Genomic DNA, 20,146 nt, shown 5'->3' on the forward strand with positions numbered 1-20,146 from the left:
TGGGTGCTTTTTATAATTTCATATTCTCAATTATTATAGTTGATAATTACTCGGCGTTGAAAATAAATTTTACCTTGGTATTTGGTACCGCAACTCCGCGGTCGGTAGCGGCCTGTTTTGCTACATCATTCTTCTGAAGAACGTCCTGAGCGATGTTAGTCAGAGTTGTTCTCGATCCCGATGTGCCCGGAGCTGTTGCTGGTGGAGGAGGAACAACTGGCGCAGAGTAAGTATTGATGAAAGTCTGAGCAGCAGCTGTGAAAATTTCAGGTGGTTTTACCTCGGTAGGAGCAACACTTGCCGGCGCTCTTCCTGAATCTCCCTCTGTTTTTGCAACTTCTTTTGGTTTGTCGCCTTCTGGTTTGGCAGCCTCATCTTTTTTATCACTTTTTTCTCCAGCTTTTTCATCTTCTTTTGCTGGTGCCTGTGCCTTTTGGAAGGCCTCAGGGTCTACCAGGATGAATTTCCCTGAAGGGTCCAGCTCCAGACCTGCGGGGGCTTTATATTCCCCAGTAACTTTGTCAATTTTACCCAGAGTCTCAGGAACGATATATGTTCCAGAGTTGCTGTCGAATAGAGCGTTTGATGGTGGAGGGATAATGTTAACAGTGTTTAAATCGATAACACTTCCCGCTGGAAGTTTATACTCACCAGTTGTGACGTTAAAGAATCCTTCAGAGCTTCCTGGTTTTTCTGTATGAGAGACGGCCGGAAGGGACGCTTTTACATCCACACCCAGTTTAGCGACTTCTTTATCTACCGCTGAAGCGGAGTTAGAGAAGGCAGCCCCTTCAGCTCCTGGAGGAATCGGGTTTCTGAATTGTTTTTCTGAATGAGATGAACCTTCATTTAAACCCGTTTCGTTTTTTTCCAGAGCTTCAATTTGTTTTGTTCCAAGTTTTGTTGGAATCATTGCTCGCTCGGCAACGTTCAGGTTAACGGCCGAAACCTGTCCTTTTGTTACCATGACGGCCTTATCACTTGAGACAACTCTTTCTAAATTTCCCTGATCAAATTTTGAGTCTCTTTGATCGCGGTCAATATGGGCCATGGCCACTTTCCCTTCGAAAGTGATCAATGATGTGTTTTGATTTTGTGGGTTGAAGTTAACCTGGAAGTCTGTTCCGCGGATACCCATCGCCGCAGTTTTTGTTTTGATATAGAGTTTACTTTTACTCTTATCTTCCATCTCCATATAGTCTTTTGTAACCTGAGATCTAATCTGACCTTTTACCAGAGTGATGATACCTGCTTCTTTTTTAGGGAAAGCGTTGATCACCATTTGCGAATTCGGCCCGAGGTTCATTTGCGATTTATCAATGAAGAGAAGTTTTACGAAACTTTTTTCTGCAGTTTGAACAACAGCACCTTCAGGGATTGATTGATCTGCTTTGACATCGATGATACTTCCATCAGTCAGTTTTGCTTTGACCATCCCGCGCATGATAATAACCTTGGCAACATTGTCATTGGCCATAACGTTGGTGGCGATGATTAAAGTTGTGAGAGTCCAAAAAAGGTGAGAGCGTAATTTCATAAAAATCCTTCATTTAAAGGCGCTTATCAATCATCTCTTCGATCATTATAGGTGAGTTCTTTAGGGGATAAATGTTTACGGGCCAACTATGTAATTTCCAGACAACCTAAGTAAAGGGCCGTTTAAATTTGGCCCATAATTTTGCACCAGCAGAGGTAAAAGCTTAAAACGATTGGTCTAAAAAAGTCGGGTATTTGAGAGGGTAAGGTGTCCTAACTAAAAAAGAGTGAAACCAGTGCGCACGATAATGTAGTGGCCGGAGAAATCGTTGGAGTTTCCTTCCGAGAGTGTGATGACCTCAGCAGTATCGGAAGCATCGAGAATAGAAACCTTGTAGGAGTGCATGTAGTTGTATCCAATTTCTAAAAACATCGGATGGTCTTGTTTGAAAGGAAGAATTTCTTCCAGGCCAATAAAAAGACCACCGCCATAGTTTTCAAAGCTGATTCTTTTTTTATTGTTAAAGTTCCCGGTAGTCGTAGCATCGTTAAAAACAAAAGTTTGCAGAGACCACGATGGCCCAAAACCGACATAGATATTGGCCTTATCTAAAATAGAAAAAGGTGTGTGGTATTTGATTTGTGGGCTAAAACTTACGAAGCGAAAACTTCCTCCACCGCGAATGGAGTTTTGATTGTCGATAAAAGTGACGTCTTTGATCTTTCCAAAAAGAACATCTGAGGCGACGACAAACTCCCATGCTTCCCAGCGATAAGCAAGAGAAGTGACGAGACCAAATCCCAGAGTTTTGGTTTCGTCTTCCGGGTCATCATCTTCAGACTCATGGTTATCAATCAGGCGGTCTGTGTTCATTTCAATGTGATTAAAAGAAAAACCAGCTCGCAGGATGAAATTATTTTCCAATGTCGATTTCGTTTCTTCAGCGTGAAGAACAGAGCTTAAAAGTAATAGGACGACTAAAAAACAATTCTTCATCAGTAATTGAGCTCCAGTCTTAACATGGCACCTTTATCTTCTTGTTCAAATTTAGGAATGATCAACGTTCGTCCTTCATAAAAAGGAAAAAGTGTGGCCGGATTAATCATGTGGCCGACAATCTTGCCGGCAGTTGTGCCAGAATTTAGCAGTGACATCGAAGCAGTTTCGATTCCCAGACCTAAAACGGTTCCAAGTACAGGTGTCTGGTATAAGTCCTGAACGCTGGCCGGTTCAGTGAGGATCTCAACGGTGAATTCAAAAAGGGCCGAACTGATAGAGGCCATCCCCATCGCGGCCATTCGCGAATAACCTTCAGCGCGGTAGAGGAGATAAAGTTGAGAGCCTGTGAGTGGGTGAACAAATAAATTCCATACCGGTTCATCTTTATCAAAAACCAGTTTTCCAAAATTGTTTTTGTATTTATTCCAGCCGTCTTCGACCTTAAAAACTTTGGGTTGAATCAAGGGATAAAAAACCCATGTCAGTCCGTAAACGATTCCGATATTTTTCGCGCTTTCTTCCCAGCTATGCTCGCGGTCAACATACCCATAGTGGTAAAGCGAGGTGCGGGTTTTTTTGACGGGATCGACGACGACATCGCCCTGTAAATACGGTTTTTGGGGCCCAGAATCCACTTCCAGGGCACTGGCCTGAGCGAAGCCTTCACTGATGGTCATCAGCGAAAATAAAAGCAGGAGCAAGGGGACAAACTTTGTCATACGTGGTAGTAGTAATCTTACTGTTTAGTGAGAGTCCAGCCCACTTTTAACACAACGACTCCTCGATGGAAATTGCTATGAACAATTTAGAAGCTAAAAAAAATGATTTTCACCAATATGTAAAAGATCTCCAGGATCAGATTACTAAGGCACTTTTTAGTGTCGATCCTAAATTGTCATTGGAAGAAGACTTATGGGAGCGCAAGGATCACAAAGGTAACCCGGGAGGCGGAGGAATCACTCGAGCTTTTTCTGGAGACGTAATTGAAAACGCAGGGGTTAACACCTCGAAAGTTTTTGGGGCCATTGACCCGGCCTTTGCCAGCCGTTTAGGAGGCACAGGGGATGAGATGTGGGCCGCAGGGATTTCCCTGATTATCCACCCGAGAAACCCTCGAGTCCCAACAGTTCACGCGAATTTTAGAATGATCCAGGCCGGAGAGAGATTCTGGTTTGGTGGTGGGGCAGACCTAACGCCTTATTACCCTCATGAAGAAGACTTTCAGTATTTTCATTCCATTTGGAAAAACGCACTGACTCCGTATGGAGTTTACGAAGACATGAAAAAAGAGTGCGATAAATACTTCGTCAACACTCACCGTGGAGGTGAGATGCGTGGAGTAGGTGGATTCTTCTACGATCACTACAACACGAACGATTTAGATAAAGACTTGGCGATGGTCAAAGACATCTCTTCAAACTTTATCAATTCATACTTTCCAATCGTCGAAAAAAGAAAAGGCGAAGCCTATACAGAAGCAGATGAAGACTTCCAACTTCACAGACGCGGGCGCTATGTTGAATTCAATTTACTTCACGACCGTGGGACAATGTTTGGCCTAAAAACCAACGGGCGCACGGACTCGATTCTTATCTCACTTCCAGCGCGCGCAAAATTCACTTACAAGTACAAACCAGCAGCAGGCTCAGTTCATGAGAAAATGATGGAGTACTATTTTCCTCGCGAGTGGAACTAAAAAATGTTTATTAATATCCTCCTTCTTTTATTTGCCACATCTATCTGGGGATACGGTTTTATTGCCACTCGCTGGACGCTTGTTGCTCTTGACCCTTACTGGGCCAACGCTCTTCGCTTTAGCGTGGCCGGCGTGGCCTCGCTGCCTTTTTTACTTTATAAACGCTCATTCACCAGAAGCGATAACATTCTAAAAAAATCGTTTATCAGCTCGGTGTTTCTTCTGGGGATTTTACTTTTTCAGACCATCGGCCTCTCGCTTACCACTGTGGCAAAAAGCGGATTCATTACAACGTTGTACACGCTTTTTATTCCGATTATAACGATGCTGGTGTTTAAGAAAAAATACCGCCCGACATTCTGGTTTCTCATCTTCATGGCAATGGTGGGAATGGCGCTTATGTGCAACCTGGAATTAAAAGATCTCAACAGTGGAGATTTTTTTACGCTGATTTGTTCAGTCTTTGGGGCCATTCATATTATCTACGTGGGGAGAGTCGCCAATGCTATCGAGTCCCCGGTGGAGTTTAATTTCCTGCAGAACTTTTTTGTGGCCCTGATGTCTATTCCCATTGCTTTGATCTTTAAAGGAGTCATTGATTTTGGAGTGGTATTTGATCCAGGTCACAATGTCCTTATTGGTCTTATCTATCTGGGGATCTTCTCCAGTATGATCTCTTTTACCGCTCAAATCGTCGCGCAGAAAAAAATCCCGGATCACATTGCCGGACTCATTTTCTTAACAGAGTCGCCGTTTGCTGCCCTCTTTGGCTTTTTAGTTTTAGGGGAGACGTTAAATGGAATGAATCTTTTAGGAGCGGGGCTGATTATTTTGTCGGTGGTTTTAGTGCCAATCTTGGGAAGAGAAGTGACCGCGAAGATCAAAGATCATCACGGCCACGATTCTATCTAAAAACTAGTGATTGTATTTCTTGTAAACTTTCATCATCTGAGACTTAACTTGTCCAGAGATGTTTAGCATAAGAAGAACACCTGAGTTTTCTCCGTTTTGGTCAGCACCAACTAGAGAGATTGTACCAGCTGCTTTTTCCCCGATGTAGTATCTGAATGAAGCGATCGCTCCTTCAACACCAACTGATGCTGGAAGGAAGATACCGAATACATCTTTACCTACGTAAAGAGACATATTGTGGAATTTTTCAATTGAGAAAGCTACTGCTGGAAGTGATCCAGAAGCTACACCAGGTAGGTTACGTCCACCAGGAAGTTTTTGTGGGTCAAGTTGATCAAGACCACCATCAACGATGTCTTTTAGAGAGATCGAAACTTGCATAAGTGTTCCGTTTGACTCTACATCAGGAGAGATTTCAAGGAATGAATACTTATACTTTGGAATGTTATAACGAAGTCCACCGTCCATTTGAATATTTTCAAAGACAGCAGAGATCATCATATTGTCTTGAAGAAGTGTTACTGTTGGCCCTTTAACACCAGCGATCTGGATGTTAGAAGCATCGTTTTTTCCACAAGAAGTTGTAAATCCAAGCATTGCGACTGTAGCAACAGTCAATAAAGACGTTTTCCATTTTGTTAACATAAAAATGTTCTCCTGTTAGTTAAGGCACAGACTATTTTTATGCTTCTTCGACAAAGGAATAAAAATGTTTAGGATCTATTTTCGATTGAAAATTTAATTTTTAAGAATTCGATGATTTCTTCATCGTTTAAGTTCGGATGTTGAGTCTTTTGCTCGGCAATGAGTGACTCGATTTTAGAAATGACAACTAACAGGAGATTACAATTTTGAACGATCATACATGATCCTCCTGTTAGTAGTTTAAATCAAAAGTTTGAATAGTCAAACTAATTTGAGAATGATTTTCATCAATCTTTTAAGTTGCTAGAAATATTATGGTTTTTGAGAGGAAGGGGACAAAAAAAGGCCCCATCTAAGTGGGGCCATTAAGCTTTTAAACTAGTATTCAGGGGCAATATAGACTTCGATATCCGGATTCAATTCATCTCTTAAAATCGCTTTAATCGCTTCAAGAGTTCCGGTCGTTGAGCTCGGGCAAGTCCCGCATGCACCTTGGTATTTCACCATTAAGATATTGTCTTGATAAGTCAGCGCCTGGATATCACCACCGTCGCCTTGAAGGCCTGGGCGGATTGTTTTATCTAAGATCGCTTCAATCTGCTGAAGTTCTGGAGAAAGATTTTTTCTTCTGTCTGCTTCAGGGTTTGGGTCATTGTAATCAGGATTGTGAGTTGGCATAAACTCTTTAAGAGCTTTTGTAATTCCCACTTCAACATTGTTCCAGTCTTCGTAAGAAAATTTTGTCACAGCAATAACGTTTTCAAAAAAGTGCAGCTGATCAATACCTCTGACTTTAAAAAGTTCAAGGGCCAGTTTGTTTTCTCCACACTCACTTGGAGATTTATAAGTCGAGTTACCTTCGTTTTTTACCGGGTAATTCAGGATGAATTTCAGCGCGTTTGGATTTGGTGTCGGCTGAATATCGATATCAATTTCCATATTTGTTTCTGCTTCTGTCATATATGTAACCTCTATAATAAAAATTCTTTTGCTTTGTTAATCGCTGCAATCAGTGCATCTACGTCTGCTTTCGTGTTGTAGAAAGTGAAACTTGCTCTGGCACAAGCAGTGATGCCAAAACGCTTCATTAAAGGCTGCGTGCAGTGATGTCCCGTACGAATCGCTACACCTTGTTTATCTAAAAGAGTTCCCAGGTCATGAGGGTGAACGCCTTCTAAAACGAATGAGAGAACTCCTGACTTCGTTTCTGATTCACCGATAAGACGAATGCCTGCAATCTTTTTAAGCTCGCTTGTGGCATAGGCCAAAAGCTCGTGCTCATAGTTGTAGATATTGTCCATGCCCAGTTTTTGAACGTAATCAATCGCCGCCTTAAAAGCGATCACTTCAGCAATGGCCGGAGTTCCGGCTTCAAATTTATTCGGCAGGATATTGTAAGTCGTTTTTTCAAACGTCACTTCACTAATCATCGCACCACCACCTTGATAGGGTGGCATTTCATTTAATAGCTCTTCTTTCCCGTATAAAATCCCCAGACCATTTGGCCCGTAAATCTTGTGAGCAGAGAAGACCAGAAAGTCACAGTCTAAATCTTGGACGTCTATTTTCTGGTGAGCGATTGACTGAGCTCCATCGACAGCGACTTTAGAGCCATTGGCGTGGGCCAGTTTAATCATTTCTTTAACTGGGTTCGTTGTCCCCAGTGTATTTGACGTGTGAACCACTGAAACCATTTTGACTTTTGGGTTCAGAAGTTTTTTATAGTCTTCTAAAACGATATCGCCTTTGTCGTTGACCGGGATCACGACAACTTTTGCGCCTTTTTTCTCGGCGATCATTTGCCACGGAACGATGTTTGAATGGTGCTCCATCTGAGAAAGAAGGATTTCATCACCTGCGTTTAAAAATCTCTCACCAAAAGAGTTCGCCAGAAGGTTAATCGCATCTGTTGTCCCTTTTGTGTAGATCACTTCATGGACTTCACGAGCATTAATAAAATTTTGAACGGCAATTCTTGTTTCCTCAAATTGCCTTGTCCCCATTTCCGAAAGAGTGTGGATCCCACGGTGAACGTTGGCCACATCCTGGCTTAGGTGTTTAGTCATCTGGTCGATCACGACTTTTGGCTTTAATGTCGTGGCGGCGTTATCTAAATAAACCAAAGGCCTTCCGTTCACAGTTGTTTTTAACTGTGGAAAGTCTTCTCTGATTTTTTCAACGTTTAATGCACTCATAGAGTCATCTCACTTAGAGCAATTTTCTCGAAGCTTTCTTCAAGCATCTTGATAGCGAGCTCCTGTATTTTTACGTTATCAATTTTATAAAGAACATCAGTCGCAAAACCGTGGCAAAGCATTCTTTTTGCTTTGTCTTTTTTGATCCCGCGGCTCTCAAGGTAGAACTCTTCTTCAGCTGAAAGCTGTCCAATTGTCGCCCCGTGAGCACACTTGACGTCATCAGCAGAAACGAGAAGCTGAGGGCGAGTGTCGATGTGAGCTTTCTTAGAAAGCATTAAGTTTTTATTCAACTGGTTTGAGTTAACCTGCTGGGCATCTTTAGCAATAGCGATTTTCCCAGTGAAAGCTCCATGAGATTCACCAGCTAAAATTCCTTTGAAAAGCTGATCAGAAGTCGTGTGGGCACTTAAGTGGTTAATGCTTGAGAAAACATCTGCGTGTTCTGTTTTCTTTAAGGCAAAAAGACCATTGACGTGAGCGTCTCCACCAACGCCTGCGACTGTTACGTCGATATTGTGGCGAGAAGTGAAGTTCCCCAGGTCAACTGTCATTGATTTAAACTGAGCACTCTTAGCAACTGAAGCTTTTGTTAAACCAATGTGAGTTGAAGCAGTGGCTTCGTTCTGGATTTTTACGTGTTCGATAAAGGCGTTTTCTTTTAGTTCAAAAAGAGTCGCTGCATTTGTCGTGTATTGGAACAGCAGGTTTTGGGTTGAAGTGAAAACTTCAACGAAAGAAGCTTTTGTGAACTCTTCGGCCACAATGGTGAGACGAGGAGACACAATCTTATTTACACCAGCTTCATCTGTCAGGTGCACGATGCTGATTGGGAAATCAATCACAGTGTTTTTCTTAATTTTTAAGAAAAGAGGTGAGAGAGCAACACCAAAGTTTAGGGCATCAAATGAATCAAAGAAATTAGTCTCTGGTCTTTGTTGGTCTAAGCTCACTCCTTCAGGAAGAACTGATTGGTGGCGGTTAAAAATCCCGTTGTTAAAAATAATCATTCCACGGCGATCGATAACCTGTGCGGGAATTTCCTGCACGATTTCGCTTTGGCGAGAGTAGAAGCGCGGAGAGAGATTTTTAGAAATATTAGTGTATTTCCAGTCTTCATCTTTTTTAGAAGGAATCCCTAGAGTTTTAAAGTGCTCAAGAGCTCGCTTCATGGCCTCATTATAGCTCGCCCCAAGTTCACCTGAATTCTTGTGAACCTCTGCCGAGTTTTTTATTAGTTCGTTTAGTAGTACGTTTTCCATAAATTATTCGTGGTCCTTAATCAGCCACTCATATCCTTTTTCTTCAAGTTCAAGGGCCAGCTCTTTTCCACCAGACTTAATGATCTTTCCTTTATAAAGGACGTGAACATGATCTGGAACGATGAAGTCCAGAAGGCGTTGGTAGTGAGTCACTAGAATCGTTGCATTGAAGCGAGAGCGTAGGGCGTTTACACCTTTAGCAACGATTTTTAGGGCGTCGATATCAAGACCTGAATCTGTTTCATCAAGCAGAGAAAGTCTTGGGTTTAAAACGGCCATTTGCAGGATTTCGTTTTTCTTTTTTTCTCCACCTGAAAATCCAGTGTTAACCGGACGATCAAGGAAAGCTGGGTTCATTTCTAAAAGCTCAAGTTTTGGCTGAAGGAATTTTCTGAATTCTTCTGCGCTCATTTCCGGCGCCCCGTTGAACTTACAAGTTTCATTGAAAGACTCAAGAAGGAACGTGAAGTTTGAAACACCTGGGATTTCTACCGGGTATTGGAAACCTAAAAAGATTCCGCTTTTTGCTCTCTCGTCAGTTTCAAGTTCAAAAAGGTTCTTATCTTTTGCGTTGATCTTGTAGGTGATTGTCCCTTCAGTCACTTCGTACGAAGGGTGTCCGGCGATCACTTTTGAGAGTGTACTTTTCCCAGAACCGTTAGGTCCCATGATCGCGTGCACTTCACCGGCCTTAACTGTTAAGTTAATTCCTTTTAAGATTTCTTTGTCTCCCACTTTTGCGTGGAGGTTTTTTACTTCAATCATAAATATTTCCTTACTAACCAATACTATTTTCTAATTTCATTTCAATTAACTTAACCGCTTCAACCGAGAACTCTAGTGGAAGTTCTTTGAAAACATCCTTACAGAACCCGTTGACGATCATCGAGATACACTTTTCTTCTGAAAGCCCGCGAGACTGAAGATAGAAGAGTTGTTCTTCTGAAATCTTCGATGTCGAGGCTTCGTGCTCAACCACTGCCGTGTTGTTTTTCACGTCAATGTAAGGGAAAGTATTCGCGCGTGCTTTATCTCCGATTAACATCGAATCACACTGCGAGTAGTTTCTTGCTCCCGTTGCACTTGGGTTGATTTTCACCAATCCTCTGTAGTTGTTTTCTGATTGTTCAGCAGAAATCCCTTTAGAGATGATGGTCGATTTTGTATTTTTACCGATGTGAACCATTTTTGTTCCGGTATCGGCCTGCATGAAGTTGTTGGTTAAAGCAACAGAGTAGAAAGCACCTTCTGAACCATCACCAATCAGATTACATGAAGGGTATTTCCAAGTGATCGCTGAACCCGCTTCAACCTGAGTCCATGAGATTTTAGAATTTTTTCCAAGGCAGTTACCGCGTTTTGTAACGAAGTTATAAATCCCACCTTTGCCTTCTTTGTCTCCGGCGTACCAGTTTTGCACAGTCGAGTACTTGATTTCAGCGTCGTCTAAAGCAACAAGCTCAACGATGGCCGCGTGAAGTTGGTTTTCATCTCTTTGAGGAGCTGTACAGCCTTCAAGGTAGTTTACGAACGAGCCTTCTTCCGCAATGATCAGGGTTCTTTCAAACTGTCCTGTTTCTTTAGCGTTGATTCTAAAATACGTCGATAAGTCCAGCGGACAACGTACACCTTTTGGGATGAAGACGAATGATCCGTCAGAAAAAACCGCCGCGTTTAAAGCAGCGTAGAAGTTATCTGAGTGAGGAACAACTGTTCCTAAGTATTTTTTTACTAGTTCGGGATGCTCTTTTACGGCTTCAGAAATTGAGCAGAAAATAACTCCAACTTTTTCTAGTTCTTCTTTGTGCGTAGTCGCTACAGAAACTGAATCAAATACCGCATCCACAGCGACACCACTGATTCTTTTTTGTTCATTTAAAGGAATTCCCAGTTTTTCAAAAGTCGCTAAAAGTTCTGGATCGATTTCATCCAGACTTGTAAGCGCATCTTTTTTCTTAGGAGCTGAGTAGTAGTAAAGATCCTGGTAGTTGATCTCCGGGATATTTAACTTGGCCCATTTTGGGTGCTCCATCGTTAACCAGTGACGGTAAGCTTTCAGGCGGAAATTTAAAAGCCACTCAGGCTCTTCTTTTTTCGCTGAAATCATGCGGATGATGTCTTCGTTAAGACCCTTAGGGAACTCTTCAGTTTCGATGTCTGTGAAGAATCCGTACTTGTAATCAGAATTTAAAATATCTGTGCTCATTATTGTTGTACCTCAAGGCCGTCGACGAGTCTGTTTGGAACGTTGAATTCTGTGCCTTGTAAAAGTTCTGCTAGAGTTAAACTTTCTAAGAACGAGTTGAGTTTGCGGTTTAAGTTTTCCACCGGAGTAGAGATGTTGCATTTGCCGAGAAGTTCACACGTGCCTTTGTGGTTTGTGCACATGCGGCCGATTTCTTCTTTGCCTTCAATCATGCGAACCAATTCCATGTAAGTGATACTTGAAAGTGGTTTGTTTAAGTGATAGCCGCCTTTAATTCCTTTGACCGATGTCAGGATGTCGTGATTGTTCATCACTTGCATCACTTTTGCTGTCGTATCAAAAGGTGTGTTGAAAGCATCACAGATTTCACGGGCCGAAACTAAGGGAGTTGAATCGTTTTTGTCGGCCATAAACTTCAAGGCCATCAAGGCGTATTCAACTTTTTTATTAATTTTTAGCATAGTCATCTCTCCATAGGGGGAAAACGGCGTTGGCCTTAAAAAAGTCCACTATTTTCCATTCCCATCTCGCTATGGCCCGAGAATATCCCAAAATACGTCAAAAATAAACCTATTTATAGTTAGACAAGGGTTTTTACCCTCTGTTTTCTAACGAAATGCATGAAAAAACCGAAAAGTATCAAGATGAATTATTTAAGTTTAGTATTTTTCCTTCTTTTTACCACCAGTGCCTGGGGCGATTGCCCGCAGTTTGAGACCGCTTTGGAAAAAGCGATGGCAAGGGTTACCTCAAGGGAAGCGGGAAAAGCGGGGCTTGAGAAGGCTAAGGCCGTCAATTGGGCGGGGCCGGAAGCGACTTCGTACAAACTTAAGTACGGTCAAGATTTAATCACTAACACCAATAACCGTTCGTTCATTTCAATGATGGAAGCGGATAAAAAATTAAAACGCAAAGACGTTTTATATTTTGATGTAGAAAACGCAGTTCAGAAAAAACTTAACGATACATTAATCGGCGATAAGGCGATGGTGGATTCGGTTAACAATTCCTTTCTCGCTAAATTCCAAAAAAATTTACAAGAGCATCCAGAAGTAGCGGCGAAGCTTGAAGGTCAATACAAAGACTACAAGGGAATGCGTTTACGTTTAGCTTTGAGAGAAGGTGAAGGCGCTGCGGTTTGGGAAAAAAAACTCAACGATATTTACCAAAAAAGTGTCGATGAATTTGCTACAGAGTTCGAGAAGATGGGACTTTCGAAAATGATTGCTCCAAGAACCGATGAAGTAGTGGATGTGCGTTCATGGTTTTTATCCGGAAGTGGTGAGAGCGCTCTTGAAGCAAACATGGCCGCTAGAGGTGCAAGAACTACAGCTTTTAAAGACGGAAAATCAAGAACAGTGTCTTTTAAAGAACAGCTGGCCGTTATGCATAAGGATGTTAATTCGATAGAAGGTTTAAGAAAATCTCTGGCCGGCAGTTCTGATTTAATGAAGTCAGGGATCATGATTAAAACCGCAAGTGGAGAGGTGATTCCTTCAAAAGATATGATTGGAGTTTTAAGAAAAATTAAGCCAAGTGATTGTGCTGATGCAGCTGAATATGCAGCTAAAATCCGTGGAAAAGTAAAAACTCTTTTTAACAGTGACATCAGTGACAAACACATTGATGACCTGACAGAGTATTTTAAAAAAGTAGACTCGCTTTCACCACCCTTATTTCAGCGCGAGCGCGTCTCCATCAATCTGGGTGAAGCTAAAAATGGAATTGTCTCAGTGGATTTTACCGGTGTTGGGGTGGACAATGCTTATGAGCAAATGCGCGCCCTGAGTGCAGTCAATTATGCACAAAAAGATGCTAAGACATTAGTTCAGGATGCTTTTGGAAAAATTCAAACTAATGTCGATGGCGTCACTGAGTCGATGAATGCTAGTAAACGCTATTTCACATTGGCGACTAAAGACGCCAAAAACCCAAGTGTGGTGCCGAAGTTCTCCGGAGATGACGGAATACTTATGCCAACGGGCGACTGGTCAATGGGCCAAAAAAAGGATTTACTAAAGACGCTTTCAAAAGCTGAAGACCCTTCAAAATTCCGCGTGACTTATGTGCGCACGGTTTTTGATTCAGGAGCAGTTGTTCCGGCGGCAGAGAGATCACAACGAGTGGTGCGCGCCGAAGGAATCGAAAAAGCGGTGAGAGAAGCCGTCACCGGAAGTGGGAAAATCTCTTCTGAAAAGGCCAAAAAAATGATTTTTGCCGTGGACTCGATTCCCTCTAGCAAGGGCGGGAAATTTAACTTACTTATTGGCGGGACAAAACCCACGGAAGATGAGAAAAAGCTTATTCTTCAGGCCTTTCAGAAATCCCTGGCCGCAGGAGAAGGTGAAGTGGCCGGTGACATCATCGATGCTTTCAATTAAGGACTCTATATGTATGTCGTAGGCGAACTTCGCGACAGAAAAATGATCAATCAAATGCGTGATGAACTCTTTTCCATGGGCATCAGCGCACAGACTCACTATAGTGAAAAAGACGATATTTACTTTCTCACGGTAGATGAAGAAAAAGATCTTCCACGCGCTATGGACTACTACCGCGTGAAGCTTGGTTTTCAAAAGCCTATTGAAGTGGACGAAGAGTGGGTAAAAATTAAAACTCTTCCACGCGGGCAAGTGACTTATACGATTATCATCATCTGTGCCGTGCTCTTTGGTTTGAGCTATTCGGACATGGGAAAAAGGCTCTTTGATGCGCTTTTTATGGGTGTACCAGAGACGGGTTTTTTATACGAAATCCTGCACGGGCAAATCTGGAGACTTGTCACTCCGATTCTGATTCACTTATCCATCCTGCACATTGTGTTTAACATGCTCTGGTTTAAGGACTTGGGTTATTTAATTGAGTACAAATTCGGGAAGAATTTCCTTTTGATTTTTATCTTAGTGAGTGGTGTTGTTTCCAACGTCCTCCAGTACTGTGTAAGTGGCCCTCAATTCGGAGGAATGTCGGGCGTTCTCTATGCGATGCTGGGGTTTGTCTGGGTTTATAAGAAAATCCACGAGGACATGGAGTATTCCCTGCCTCCGAGAGATATTACCATCATGATTGGCTGGCTTCTTCTGTGTTTGACTGGATTTCTAGGCCCCATCGCCAATACGGCCCACGCTGGAGGCCTTTTTGTCGGGATGCTCTTTGGTTTATTTAAAACTCCTGTAAAATGGGAACGATTACACTTGAAATATTTCTTCCTCGCCTTTATCTTTCTTGCCTTCACCATTGGCATCGAAGGGCTAAAGCTCGGCGGTCGATATTATGTATTACTTTGGCAATAAGGATTTTTAAATGGCACACCCACGCGTAGAAGAACTAAAAGCGAGTTTCAAAGAAAAAACTCCCAAGCAAATGAGAACGATCAGAAACAACCTCAACAACCGTATCAGGTCTTTTGAGGACGAAATGAAATTTGGAAAAACTCTTCCAAAAGTTTCTGCTTCACATATGTTTTATGAACTAGAGCTTAAAGACCTAAAAGAGGTCCTGGAGTTCGCCATGAAAAAAATCAGAAGCGACGAAAAAAGTGGAAACTAAGATGAAACTTCACCTTTTCTTACTCGCGGCACTTTTCGTTTTTCCCCTTGCGGGAAAAGCCGATGGTTCGCCTGAAGAAAAGGTGGAAATTCCTGTCTTGGGAAAGCCTGCAAACCCCGCAGACGATGACGATCTTTCTTACCGTAAAAGCCACTATCAAATCGACTCTCGCTACAAGGCCGGAGAGTATCTCATATACCAGTGCGAATTTCAGTATTACACCTGTGTGGATAAAGACGGGTGGGAGAGCTGTCAGGAAAAGCGCTCGGTCGACAAAGAAAAAAAGAGAAGCCCTTATTCGTGTGCTCCACTGAAGAAGTTTCCTAGCAAGAAAAAATGCCTGGAAGAAAATTATCAGGTGGTGGAGTCGAATGCGAAAAAGAGGTTTTGTTATCCGAAATAATTAGATGTTTTTATACATCAAAACATGCGGCCCAATCCCTTCAATCTCAAAGACTTCTTCATTAAGCTTTTTAAAGCCCACTTTTTCGTAAAAACCCACCGCAGTTGTGCGGGCATTACACCATAAAAGTGTACAGAAGTTTTGCTTGATAATGGGGAAGGCCATCGTCAGAAGTTCGCTGCTTAGCCCTTGTCCCTGAAACTCAGGAAGTGTGGCCATGCCGCGAAGCTGGTACTGGTGTTGGTCTTGGAAGATGGGGTTTCTTTCGTAGTAGAACGAAGCGACACTGACAAGTTTTGAGTCTTTGAATGCGCCTAAGTGAAAAGAGATGTCTTCATCTTCGTCATTTTCAAATTTTGCTTTCTTAATATCGTGATCAGGAATCAGGACTTGTTGCCTGATTGGATAGGTATCTTGTGCGCTTAATCTTAAAACTTTCATTAAATTTTTATAATACTTCTTTTTGAGCCTGTCATTGCAAATCAATGACTAAGTGTGTTCGATATCCTAAACAGTTTTTCCATAGAGAGCTTCGCGAGTGTCTGAGAGAAGAATTCAAAGACGACATTGGGAAAACCAGTGTGCGGCCCTTGCCAGTCAGCTTTAGTAAAAAACAGACATTTTCCGTTGTGATTTATGGCGTAGATATTTCCCTTCAAATTTTTCAAAATTCCGTGCTCAAATTCAAAGGGGTAAACACCTTCTTTCTCAATTCGAGGAAGTTTAAAAACTAAGCGCATATCATAGGGAAGAAGTACGTGTGAGAGAAGGAAATCGATTTCCTGATTTTTTTCGTCATATTTGCTCACTTTCACGAAATCTAAAAATTTCGAGTAGCCCTCGTACACAGAGAGCTTTTTAAGCGCATACGAGCATGATTTGGGATGAAGTCCAGCGATAGTGAAGTGCAATTCTTGTGTTTCATTTTTTTTGTCACTAGAAGCGCTTGTGACCTTTGATTCGGAGAATATTTCACCTTCCAAAATTTTTTCTTTTAAATTTTTTTTATACGGCAAAACGTTATGATTTAACTCCTCTCCCCAGAGGGAAAAGGAGACTATTGATGTCATAAATAACAGGTAGCAAAAAAAGTTTTTTCGACGCATTGTACCTTTTCTAAGACGGGCTCTGGTCTTTAACCTAGTCAGCATTAGAGTCATTTGTGACTATTATTTCCCAATATTTAGAGATTGAAAAGGATGCATAATGAGTAGTGTAGGCCCAGTTACCCGTAAAGGTAATACAAAAGACGCCTTAATTGAGAGCAAGGATCAGCGTTGGCACGTACGTAATCGCGTGACGCTTGTTTTTGGAAGTAACGATGTAGAAGACCTAGATGCCTATATTTATAAGCCAAATGGCATCGAATTTAAGACCATTAAATTTCACCAGGCAAAATCAAAGGCCGTTGAAGAGATTTTAGATAACAGTATCGACGAGTATTATCGCGGTCACGTTACTGAAATTCACACGACGCTTTCTCCTGACAAAAAGACGGTCACTATCACGGATAACGGAATCGGTTTTCCGATCGATAAAGTGCCTCAGGTTTATACGGAATTCAGAACTGGATCTAAGTTCAAGGACGAAGAGACGGATGAGAAGGGGTTTTTATACAGAACTCTAGGGCAAAACGGCCTTGGAGCTGCGGCAACTTGTCTAACTTCTGACGTGTTTGTGGCGACTGTAAAACACTACAATTCTAAGCAAGAGCAGACGTGGGAATTCACTAACGGTGCCCTTCAGACAAAAAAGACAAAACCAAAGCCTTTCAAAGGAGCTTCGGGCGTCTCTGTTACGCTGACACTTTCAAAAGAAGTTTATAAAAACAACGAAATTTCTGAGGATTTACTTAGAAAACGTATTATCGACCTTGCTTACAATAACCCAGGTTTGACGTTCTATTTTAACGGGGAAAAATACCAGTTTAAAAAGGGACTTTTTGAGCTTGCTCAAAGAATTGATGCAGCTTCTGCTCAGCTAGTGGGAGAAGAGGCGTTTATTTACGAAACAGAAAACGCCAAAGGGAAAAAAGTGAAGGGGAAAATCGATTTCCACCTGTCTGTGACCCTGGATAAAAAATCAGAAGAGCGCGAAAAGTTCATTTCTTTCGTTAACTCTACACCGACTTTTGATGGTGGATTCCACCACGACCGCGTAAAGAGAATTTTCATTAACACTGTTAAGGAAAAAATCGAGCGCGCAGCTAAAAAAGAGAAGATTTCCGTTGTTGATAACGACGTTCTGACAGGGATGACTTTTGTTATGGGAATCACAATGCCTAACCCGCGTTTTGAATCTCAAACAAAGAGAAAGCTTGTTCGCGACTTAAACCTTGAAAAAGGGATTGAACATTTCATGGGAGACAATCTCGAGAAATTTCTTAGAAAAAATAAGGAATTCCTAGAGCTGGTTGTTGAGCGTGCTAAGTCTCGCCATAGATTCCAGGAGCTAAAAGATGCTTCTCTAAAAGGGAAAAAAGCAAAGAAACAAAGAGTGGAAAAACTCCTTGATGCAAACGAGCGAAAAGACCGTCACCTATGTACACTTTTCATCTGTGAAGGGGACTCGGCGATTGGTGGACTTCGTTCAGCAAGAAATAAACTTTACCAGGGTGGGATTGCGCTTAAAGGGAAACCGATGAACGTCATGCAGGCGTCCATTAACGATGTTATCAATAACCAGGAATTCATGGACATCATGGCCTCGATTGGTCTAACCATCGGGCAAAAAGCTGATTCACAAAATCTTCGTTATTCTAAAATCGTCTTCCTTGCCGACTCGGACGTGGACGGTGGTCACATCAACACGCTTTTAGTGAATTTCTTCTTCACTTTCTGGCCGGAACTTTACGAGCAGGGTGCTATCCAGTTTGCTAAAGCTCCACTTTTTGAGGTTATCACTGACAAAGAAACGCTTTTTGTGGAAAGCGATGACCAGTTAGAGAAACTGAAAAAATCAGGGATAAAAATTAAAGAAATCCAAAGAAACAAGGGACTCGGAGAGATGTCTCCAGAGGCCTTCAAGTACACACTAAGCCGTGATGAGTTTACAAAAATCAGTGTCGATGACATGGATTCTGCAAAACAAACACTGGATATTTGTTTTGGTAAAGATACAAATTTAAGAAAAGAACTACTACTGGATGCAGAGTCAACTGGGGCCATCGCCGCAGAAGAGGCCCCTGCTAAAAAAGCTGTAGCTAAGGGAACTCAAAAAGCGAGCCCGAAAGCTACAAAGACAACGGCTAAGGCAAAACCAGTACAAAAAGCGACTAAAAAGAAAAAATAGAAAGAAAGGATTAAAGCACAATGGAAGAAAGATATCTTCACGCTCTGGATTCAGTATCACTTACTGAAGTTGTAAAAGAAGAATATAGAAATTACCAAATCTATACGTTGATGGACAGGGCCATTCCATACCTGCAAGATGGATTAAAGCCAGGTCAACGCAGAATTCTTTTCACTCTGTGGAAAAACCAATCAAAAGGACTGATGAAAGTTTCCAGTGCAACCGGGTTAGTATTAACCCTGCACCCGCACGGACCTGCTTCAGTTGAATCGGCCATCGTTAACATGGCCCAGGATTACACCTTCTCAAACAACTATCCACTGATCGATAAAAAAGGGTACTTCGGTGAAAGAATGGAAACTGCTCCGGCAGCTTCACGTTATATCGAATGTAAACTTGGAAAAATGACAGAGTTCTTGTTATTTGATGACATGAACCAGGTCGACATGGTTCCTAACTACGATGAAAAAGTTATGGAGCCGGTTTGTCTTCTTCCAAAACTTCCTATCATGCTAATGAATGGAGCGGAAGGAATTGGGACAGGTTTCTCATCTGTTATCCCAAGCTTCCACCACTCTGATCTTGTCAACTCAATCATCCAGTTCATTGAAACTGGAAAAGCTAAAAAGCTTAAGAGTTACGTTCACACTTACAAAAACAAAATTGAAGTTGATGAAAAAGGCCGTCTTGTTTTCGGAATGAAATTCGAAGAGATCCACGGTTCAATTTACATCACTGAACTTCCTCGCGGATACGATGCTGCGAAAGTTTATCGTTATTTAACTAAGTTCATTGATGAAGATTATATCAAAGACTTTATCGACTCTTCAGTTAACAACGACATCAAGATCGAACTGATCTTCAAGAAAGGTCAGCAGCCAAAACTGGAAGACGTTATTAAGAAAATGTCGACAGCTTCAACACTGGTTCCAAACTATACGCTTATTTCTGAGCGCGGGGTAAGAATCTTCAATGCGCCGGAAGAGATCATCGAGATCTTCGGGGCAAAGAGACTTGAGGTTGTTAAGCGCCGTTATGAATTAATGGTGGAAGATCTTGAGAAGAAGATCCGTCAAAACAATGAAATCATCCGCTTCATCAAAGAAAAAGAATACGAAGTAGCGACAAAATCGACCAACAGAAAATCTTACGTTGAGTATCTTGATAAGAAGAAATTCACGTTTGCTGAGTACCTGGCCGACATGCCGATCTACCGTATGACCAAAGAAGAAGTTGAAAAACGTCAGCTCATGGTGAAGGATGATTCAGCATCTCTTAAAGAGTTTGACAAAATTGCTAAGTCAAAGACCCTGGTTGAAAAGAAGCTTATCGAAGAACTTCGCGAAGTGGATGAGAAGCTTACAGCTTGGATGAAGCAAAGAGACACTGAGAAGGCCAATCAGCAGAAAAAGATTGAAAAAGAGTCAGGAAAAAAGAAAGTTAAGCGCAAATAATTGAGCCCCGTGCTCGATTAAACGTAAAACCTTGAATTTTTTTATAGAAAAAAATGA

The 20,146-nt window shown here is 41.9% G+C and carries 21 protein-coding genes; 8 read left to right on the forward strand and 13 right to left on the reverse strand.

Features of this window, described 5'->3' with window-relative positions; translation table 11 throughout:
- Positions 1-46 precede the first annotated feature (46 nt).
- The 3 genes from C0V70_RS07410 to C0V70_RS07420 all read right to left on the reverse strand — a co-directional run bounded on the left by C0V70_RS07410 (position 47) and on the right by C0V70_RS07420 (position 3,195).
- A complete protein-coding gene (locus tag C0V70_RS07410; protein WP_102243229.1) occupies positions 47-1,537 on the reverse strand; it encodes a FecR family protein in 1,491 nt (496 codons plus the stop codon).
- Positions 1,538-1,753: 216 nt separating this feature from the next.
- Positions 1,754-2,473, reverse strand: coding sequence for a hypothetical protein (locus C0V70_RS07415; RefSeq protein WP_102243230.1), 720 nt, complete (start codon positions 2,471-2,473; stop codon positions 1,754-1,756).
- The gene (locus C0V70_RS07420; protein ID WP_102243231.1) at positions 2,473-3,195 is read right to left on the reverse strand and encodes a DUF3943 domain-containing protein; all 723 of its coding nucleotides are present in this window, start codon (positions 3,193-3,195) and stop codon (positions 2,473-2,475) included. The genes C0V70_RS07415 and C0V70_RS07420 overlap by 1 nt, the downstream gene beginning before the upstream one ends.
- A 77-nt stretch (positions 3,196-3,272) precedes the next feature.
- On the opposite strand from C0V70_RS07420, the gene hemF reads away from it, so the two are divergent.
- On the forward strand, positions 3,273-4,172 hold the full coding sequence (gene hemF, locus C0V70_RS07425) for an oxygen-dependent coproporphyrinogen oxidase (RefSeq protein ID WP_185903005.1): 900 nt from the start codon (positions 3,273-3,275) through the stop codon (positions 4,170-4,172).
- 3 nt (positions 4,173-4,175) lie between these two features.
- The gene (locus C0V70_RS07430; RefSeq protein ID WP_102243233.1) at positions 4,176-5,084 is read left to right on the forward strand and encodes a DMT family transporter; all 909 of its coding nucleotides are present in this window, start codon (positions 4,176-4,178) and stop codon (positions 5,082-5,084) included.
- Between the two features lie 3 nt (positions 5,085-5,087).
- Here C0V70_RS07430 and C0V70_RS07435 read toward each other — a convergent pair whose 3' ends face one another.
- From C0V70_RS07435 to C0V70_RS07465, 8 genes are all read right to left on the reverse strand, one after another.
- Positions 5,088-5,729 carry a hypothetical protein gene (locus tag C0V70_RS07435; RefSeq protein WP_102243234.1) on the reverse strand — a complete coding sequence of 214 codons (642 nt, stop codon included), beginning with the start codon at positions 5,727-5,729 and terminating at the stop codon, positions 5,088-5,090.
- Positions 5,730-5,797: 68 nt separating this feature from the next.
- Positions 5,798-5,947 carry a hypothetical protein gene (locus C0V70_RS18990; RefSeq protein WP_158649609.1) on the reverse strand — a complete coding sequence of 50 codons (150 nt, stop codon included), beginning with the start codon at positions 5,945-5,947 and terminating at the stop codon, positions 5,798-5,800.
- Between the two features lie 160 nt (positions 5,948-6,107).
- Positions 6,108-6,689 (reverse strand): NifU family protein, encoded by a 582-nt coding sequence (locus C0V70_RS07440; protein ID WP_243733603.1) that lies wholly within the window; start codon positions 6,687-6,689, stop codon positions 6,108-6,110.
- Positions 6,690-6,700: 11 nt separating this feature from the next.
- Complete coding sequence (locus C0V70_RS07445; RefSeq protein WP_102243235.1) at positions 6,701-7,924, reverse strand: aminotransferase class V-fold PLP-dependent enzyme; 1,224 nt, start codon at positions 7,922-7,924, stop codon at positions 6,701-6,703.
- Positions 7,921-9,186: a Fe-S cluster assembly protein SufD gene (gene sufD, locus C0V70_RS07450; protein ID WP_102243236.1), complete on the reverse strand. Its 1,266-nt coding sequence runs from the start codon at positions 9,184-9,186 to the stop codon at positions 7,921-7,923. The genes C0V70_RS07445 and sufD overlap by 4 nt, the downstream gene beginning before the upstream one ends.
- Before the next feature lie 3 nt (positions 9,187-9,189).
- Entirely contained in the window at positions 9,190-9,951 is a 762-nt protein-coding gene (sufC, locus tag C0V70_RS07455; protein ID WP_102243237.1) for a Fe-S cluster assembly ATPase SufC, read from the reverse strand.
- 13 nt (positions 9,952-9,964) lie between these two features.
- Positions 9,965-11,392 (reverse strand): Fe-S cluster assembly protein SufB, encoded by a 1,428-nt coding sequence (gene sufB / locus C0V70_RS07460; RefSeq protein WP_102243238.1) that lies wholly within the window; start codon positions 11,390-11,392, stop codon positions 9,965-9,967.
- Positions 11,392-11,853: an RrF2 family transcriptional regulator gene (locus C0V70_RS07465; RefSeq protein ID WP_158649610.1), complete on the reverse strand. Its 462-nt coding sequence runs from the start codon at positions 11,851-11,853 to the stop codon at positions 11,392-11,394. The genes sufB and C0V70_RS07465 overlap by 1 nt, the downstream gene beginning before the upstream one ends.
- A gap of 159 nt (positions 11,854-12,012) precedes the next feature.
- On the opposite strand from C0V70_RS07465, the gene C0V70_RS07470 reads away from it, so the two are divergent.
- The 4 genes from C0V70_RS07470 to C0V70_RS07485 are packed head-to-tail and all read left to right on the forward strand — an operon-like array spanning position 12,013 to position 15,344.
- Complete coding sequence (locus tag C0V70_RS07470) at positions 12,013-13,773, forward strand: hypothetical protein (protein ID WP_102243240.1); 1,761 nt, start codon at positions 12,013-12,015, stop codon at positions 13,771-13,773.
- Positions 13,774-13,782: 9 nt separating this feature from the next.
- Entirely contained in the window at positions 13,783-14,685 is a 903-nt protein-coding gene (locus tag C0V70_RS07475; protein ID WP_102243241.1) for a rhomboid family intramembrane serine protease, read from the forward strand.
- A gap of 10 nt (positions 14,686-14,695) precedes the next feature.
- Positions 14,696-14,941, forward strand: coding sequence for a hypothetical protein (locus C0V70_RS07480; RefSeq protein WP_102243242.1), 246 nt, complete (start codon positions 14,696-14,698; stop codon positions 14,939-14,941).
- Between the two features lies 1 nt (position 14,942).
- Positions 14,943-15,344: a hypothetical protein gene (locus C0V70_RS07485; RefSeq protein ID WP_102243243.1), complete on the forward strand. Its 402-nt coding sequence runs from the start codon at positions 14,943-14,945 to the stop codon at positions 15,342-15,344.
- Here the strand turns inward: C0V70_RS07485 and C0V70_RS07490 are convergent, their stop codons facing one another.
- A complete protein-coding gene (locus C0V70_RS07490) occupies positions 15,345-15,785 on the reverse strand; it encodes a GNAT family N-acetyltransferase (RefSeq protein WP_102243244.1) in 441 nt (146 codons plus the stop codon).
- 41 nt (positions 15,786-15,826) lie between these two features.
- Positions 15,827-16,327 carry a hypothetical protein gene (locus C0V70_RS07495; RefSeq protein ID WP_133566766.1) on the reverse strand — a complete coding sequence of 167 codons (501 nt, stop codon included), beginning with the start codon at positions 16,325-16,327 and terminating at the stop codon, positions 15,827-15,829.
- Between the two features lie 223 nt (positions 16,328-16,550).
- Here C0V70_RS07495 and C0V70_RS07500 point away from each other — a divergent pair, with 223 nt between their 5' ends.
- Together C0V70_RS07500 and C0V70_RS07505 are read left to right on the forward strand one after the other, a co-directional pair.
- Positions 16,551-18,635 carry a toprim domain-containing protein gene (locus tag C0V70_RS07500; RefSeq protein WP_102243246.1) on the forward strand — a complete coding sequence of 695 codons (2,085 nt, stop codon included), beginning with the start codon at positions 16,551-16,553 and terminating at the stop codon, positions 18,633-18,635.
- A 20-nt stretch (positions 18,636-18,655) separates the two neighbouring features.
- A complete protein-coding gene (locus C0V70_RS07505) occupies positions 18,656-20,089 on the forward strand; it encodes a DNA gyrase subunit A (RefSeq protein ID WP_102243247.1) in 1,434 nt (477 codons plus the stop codon).
- Positions 20,090-20,146 lie beyond the last annotated feature (57 nt).

It is taken from the genome of Bacteriovorax stolpii (assembly GCF_002872415.1).
GTDB lineage: Bacteria > Bdellovibrionota > Bacteriovoracia > Bacteriovoracales > Bacteriovoracaceae > Bacteriovorax > Bacteriovorax stolpii.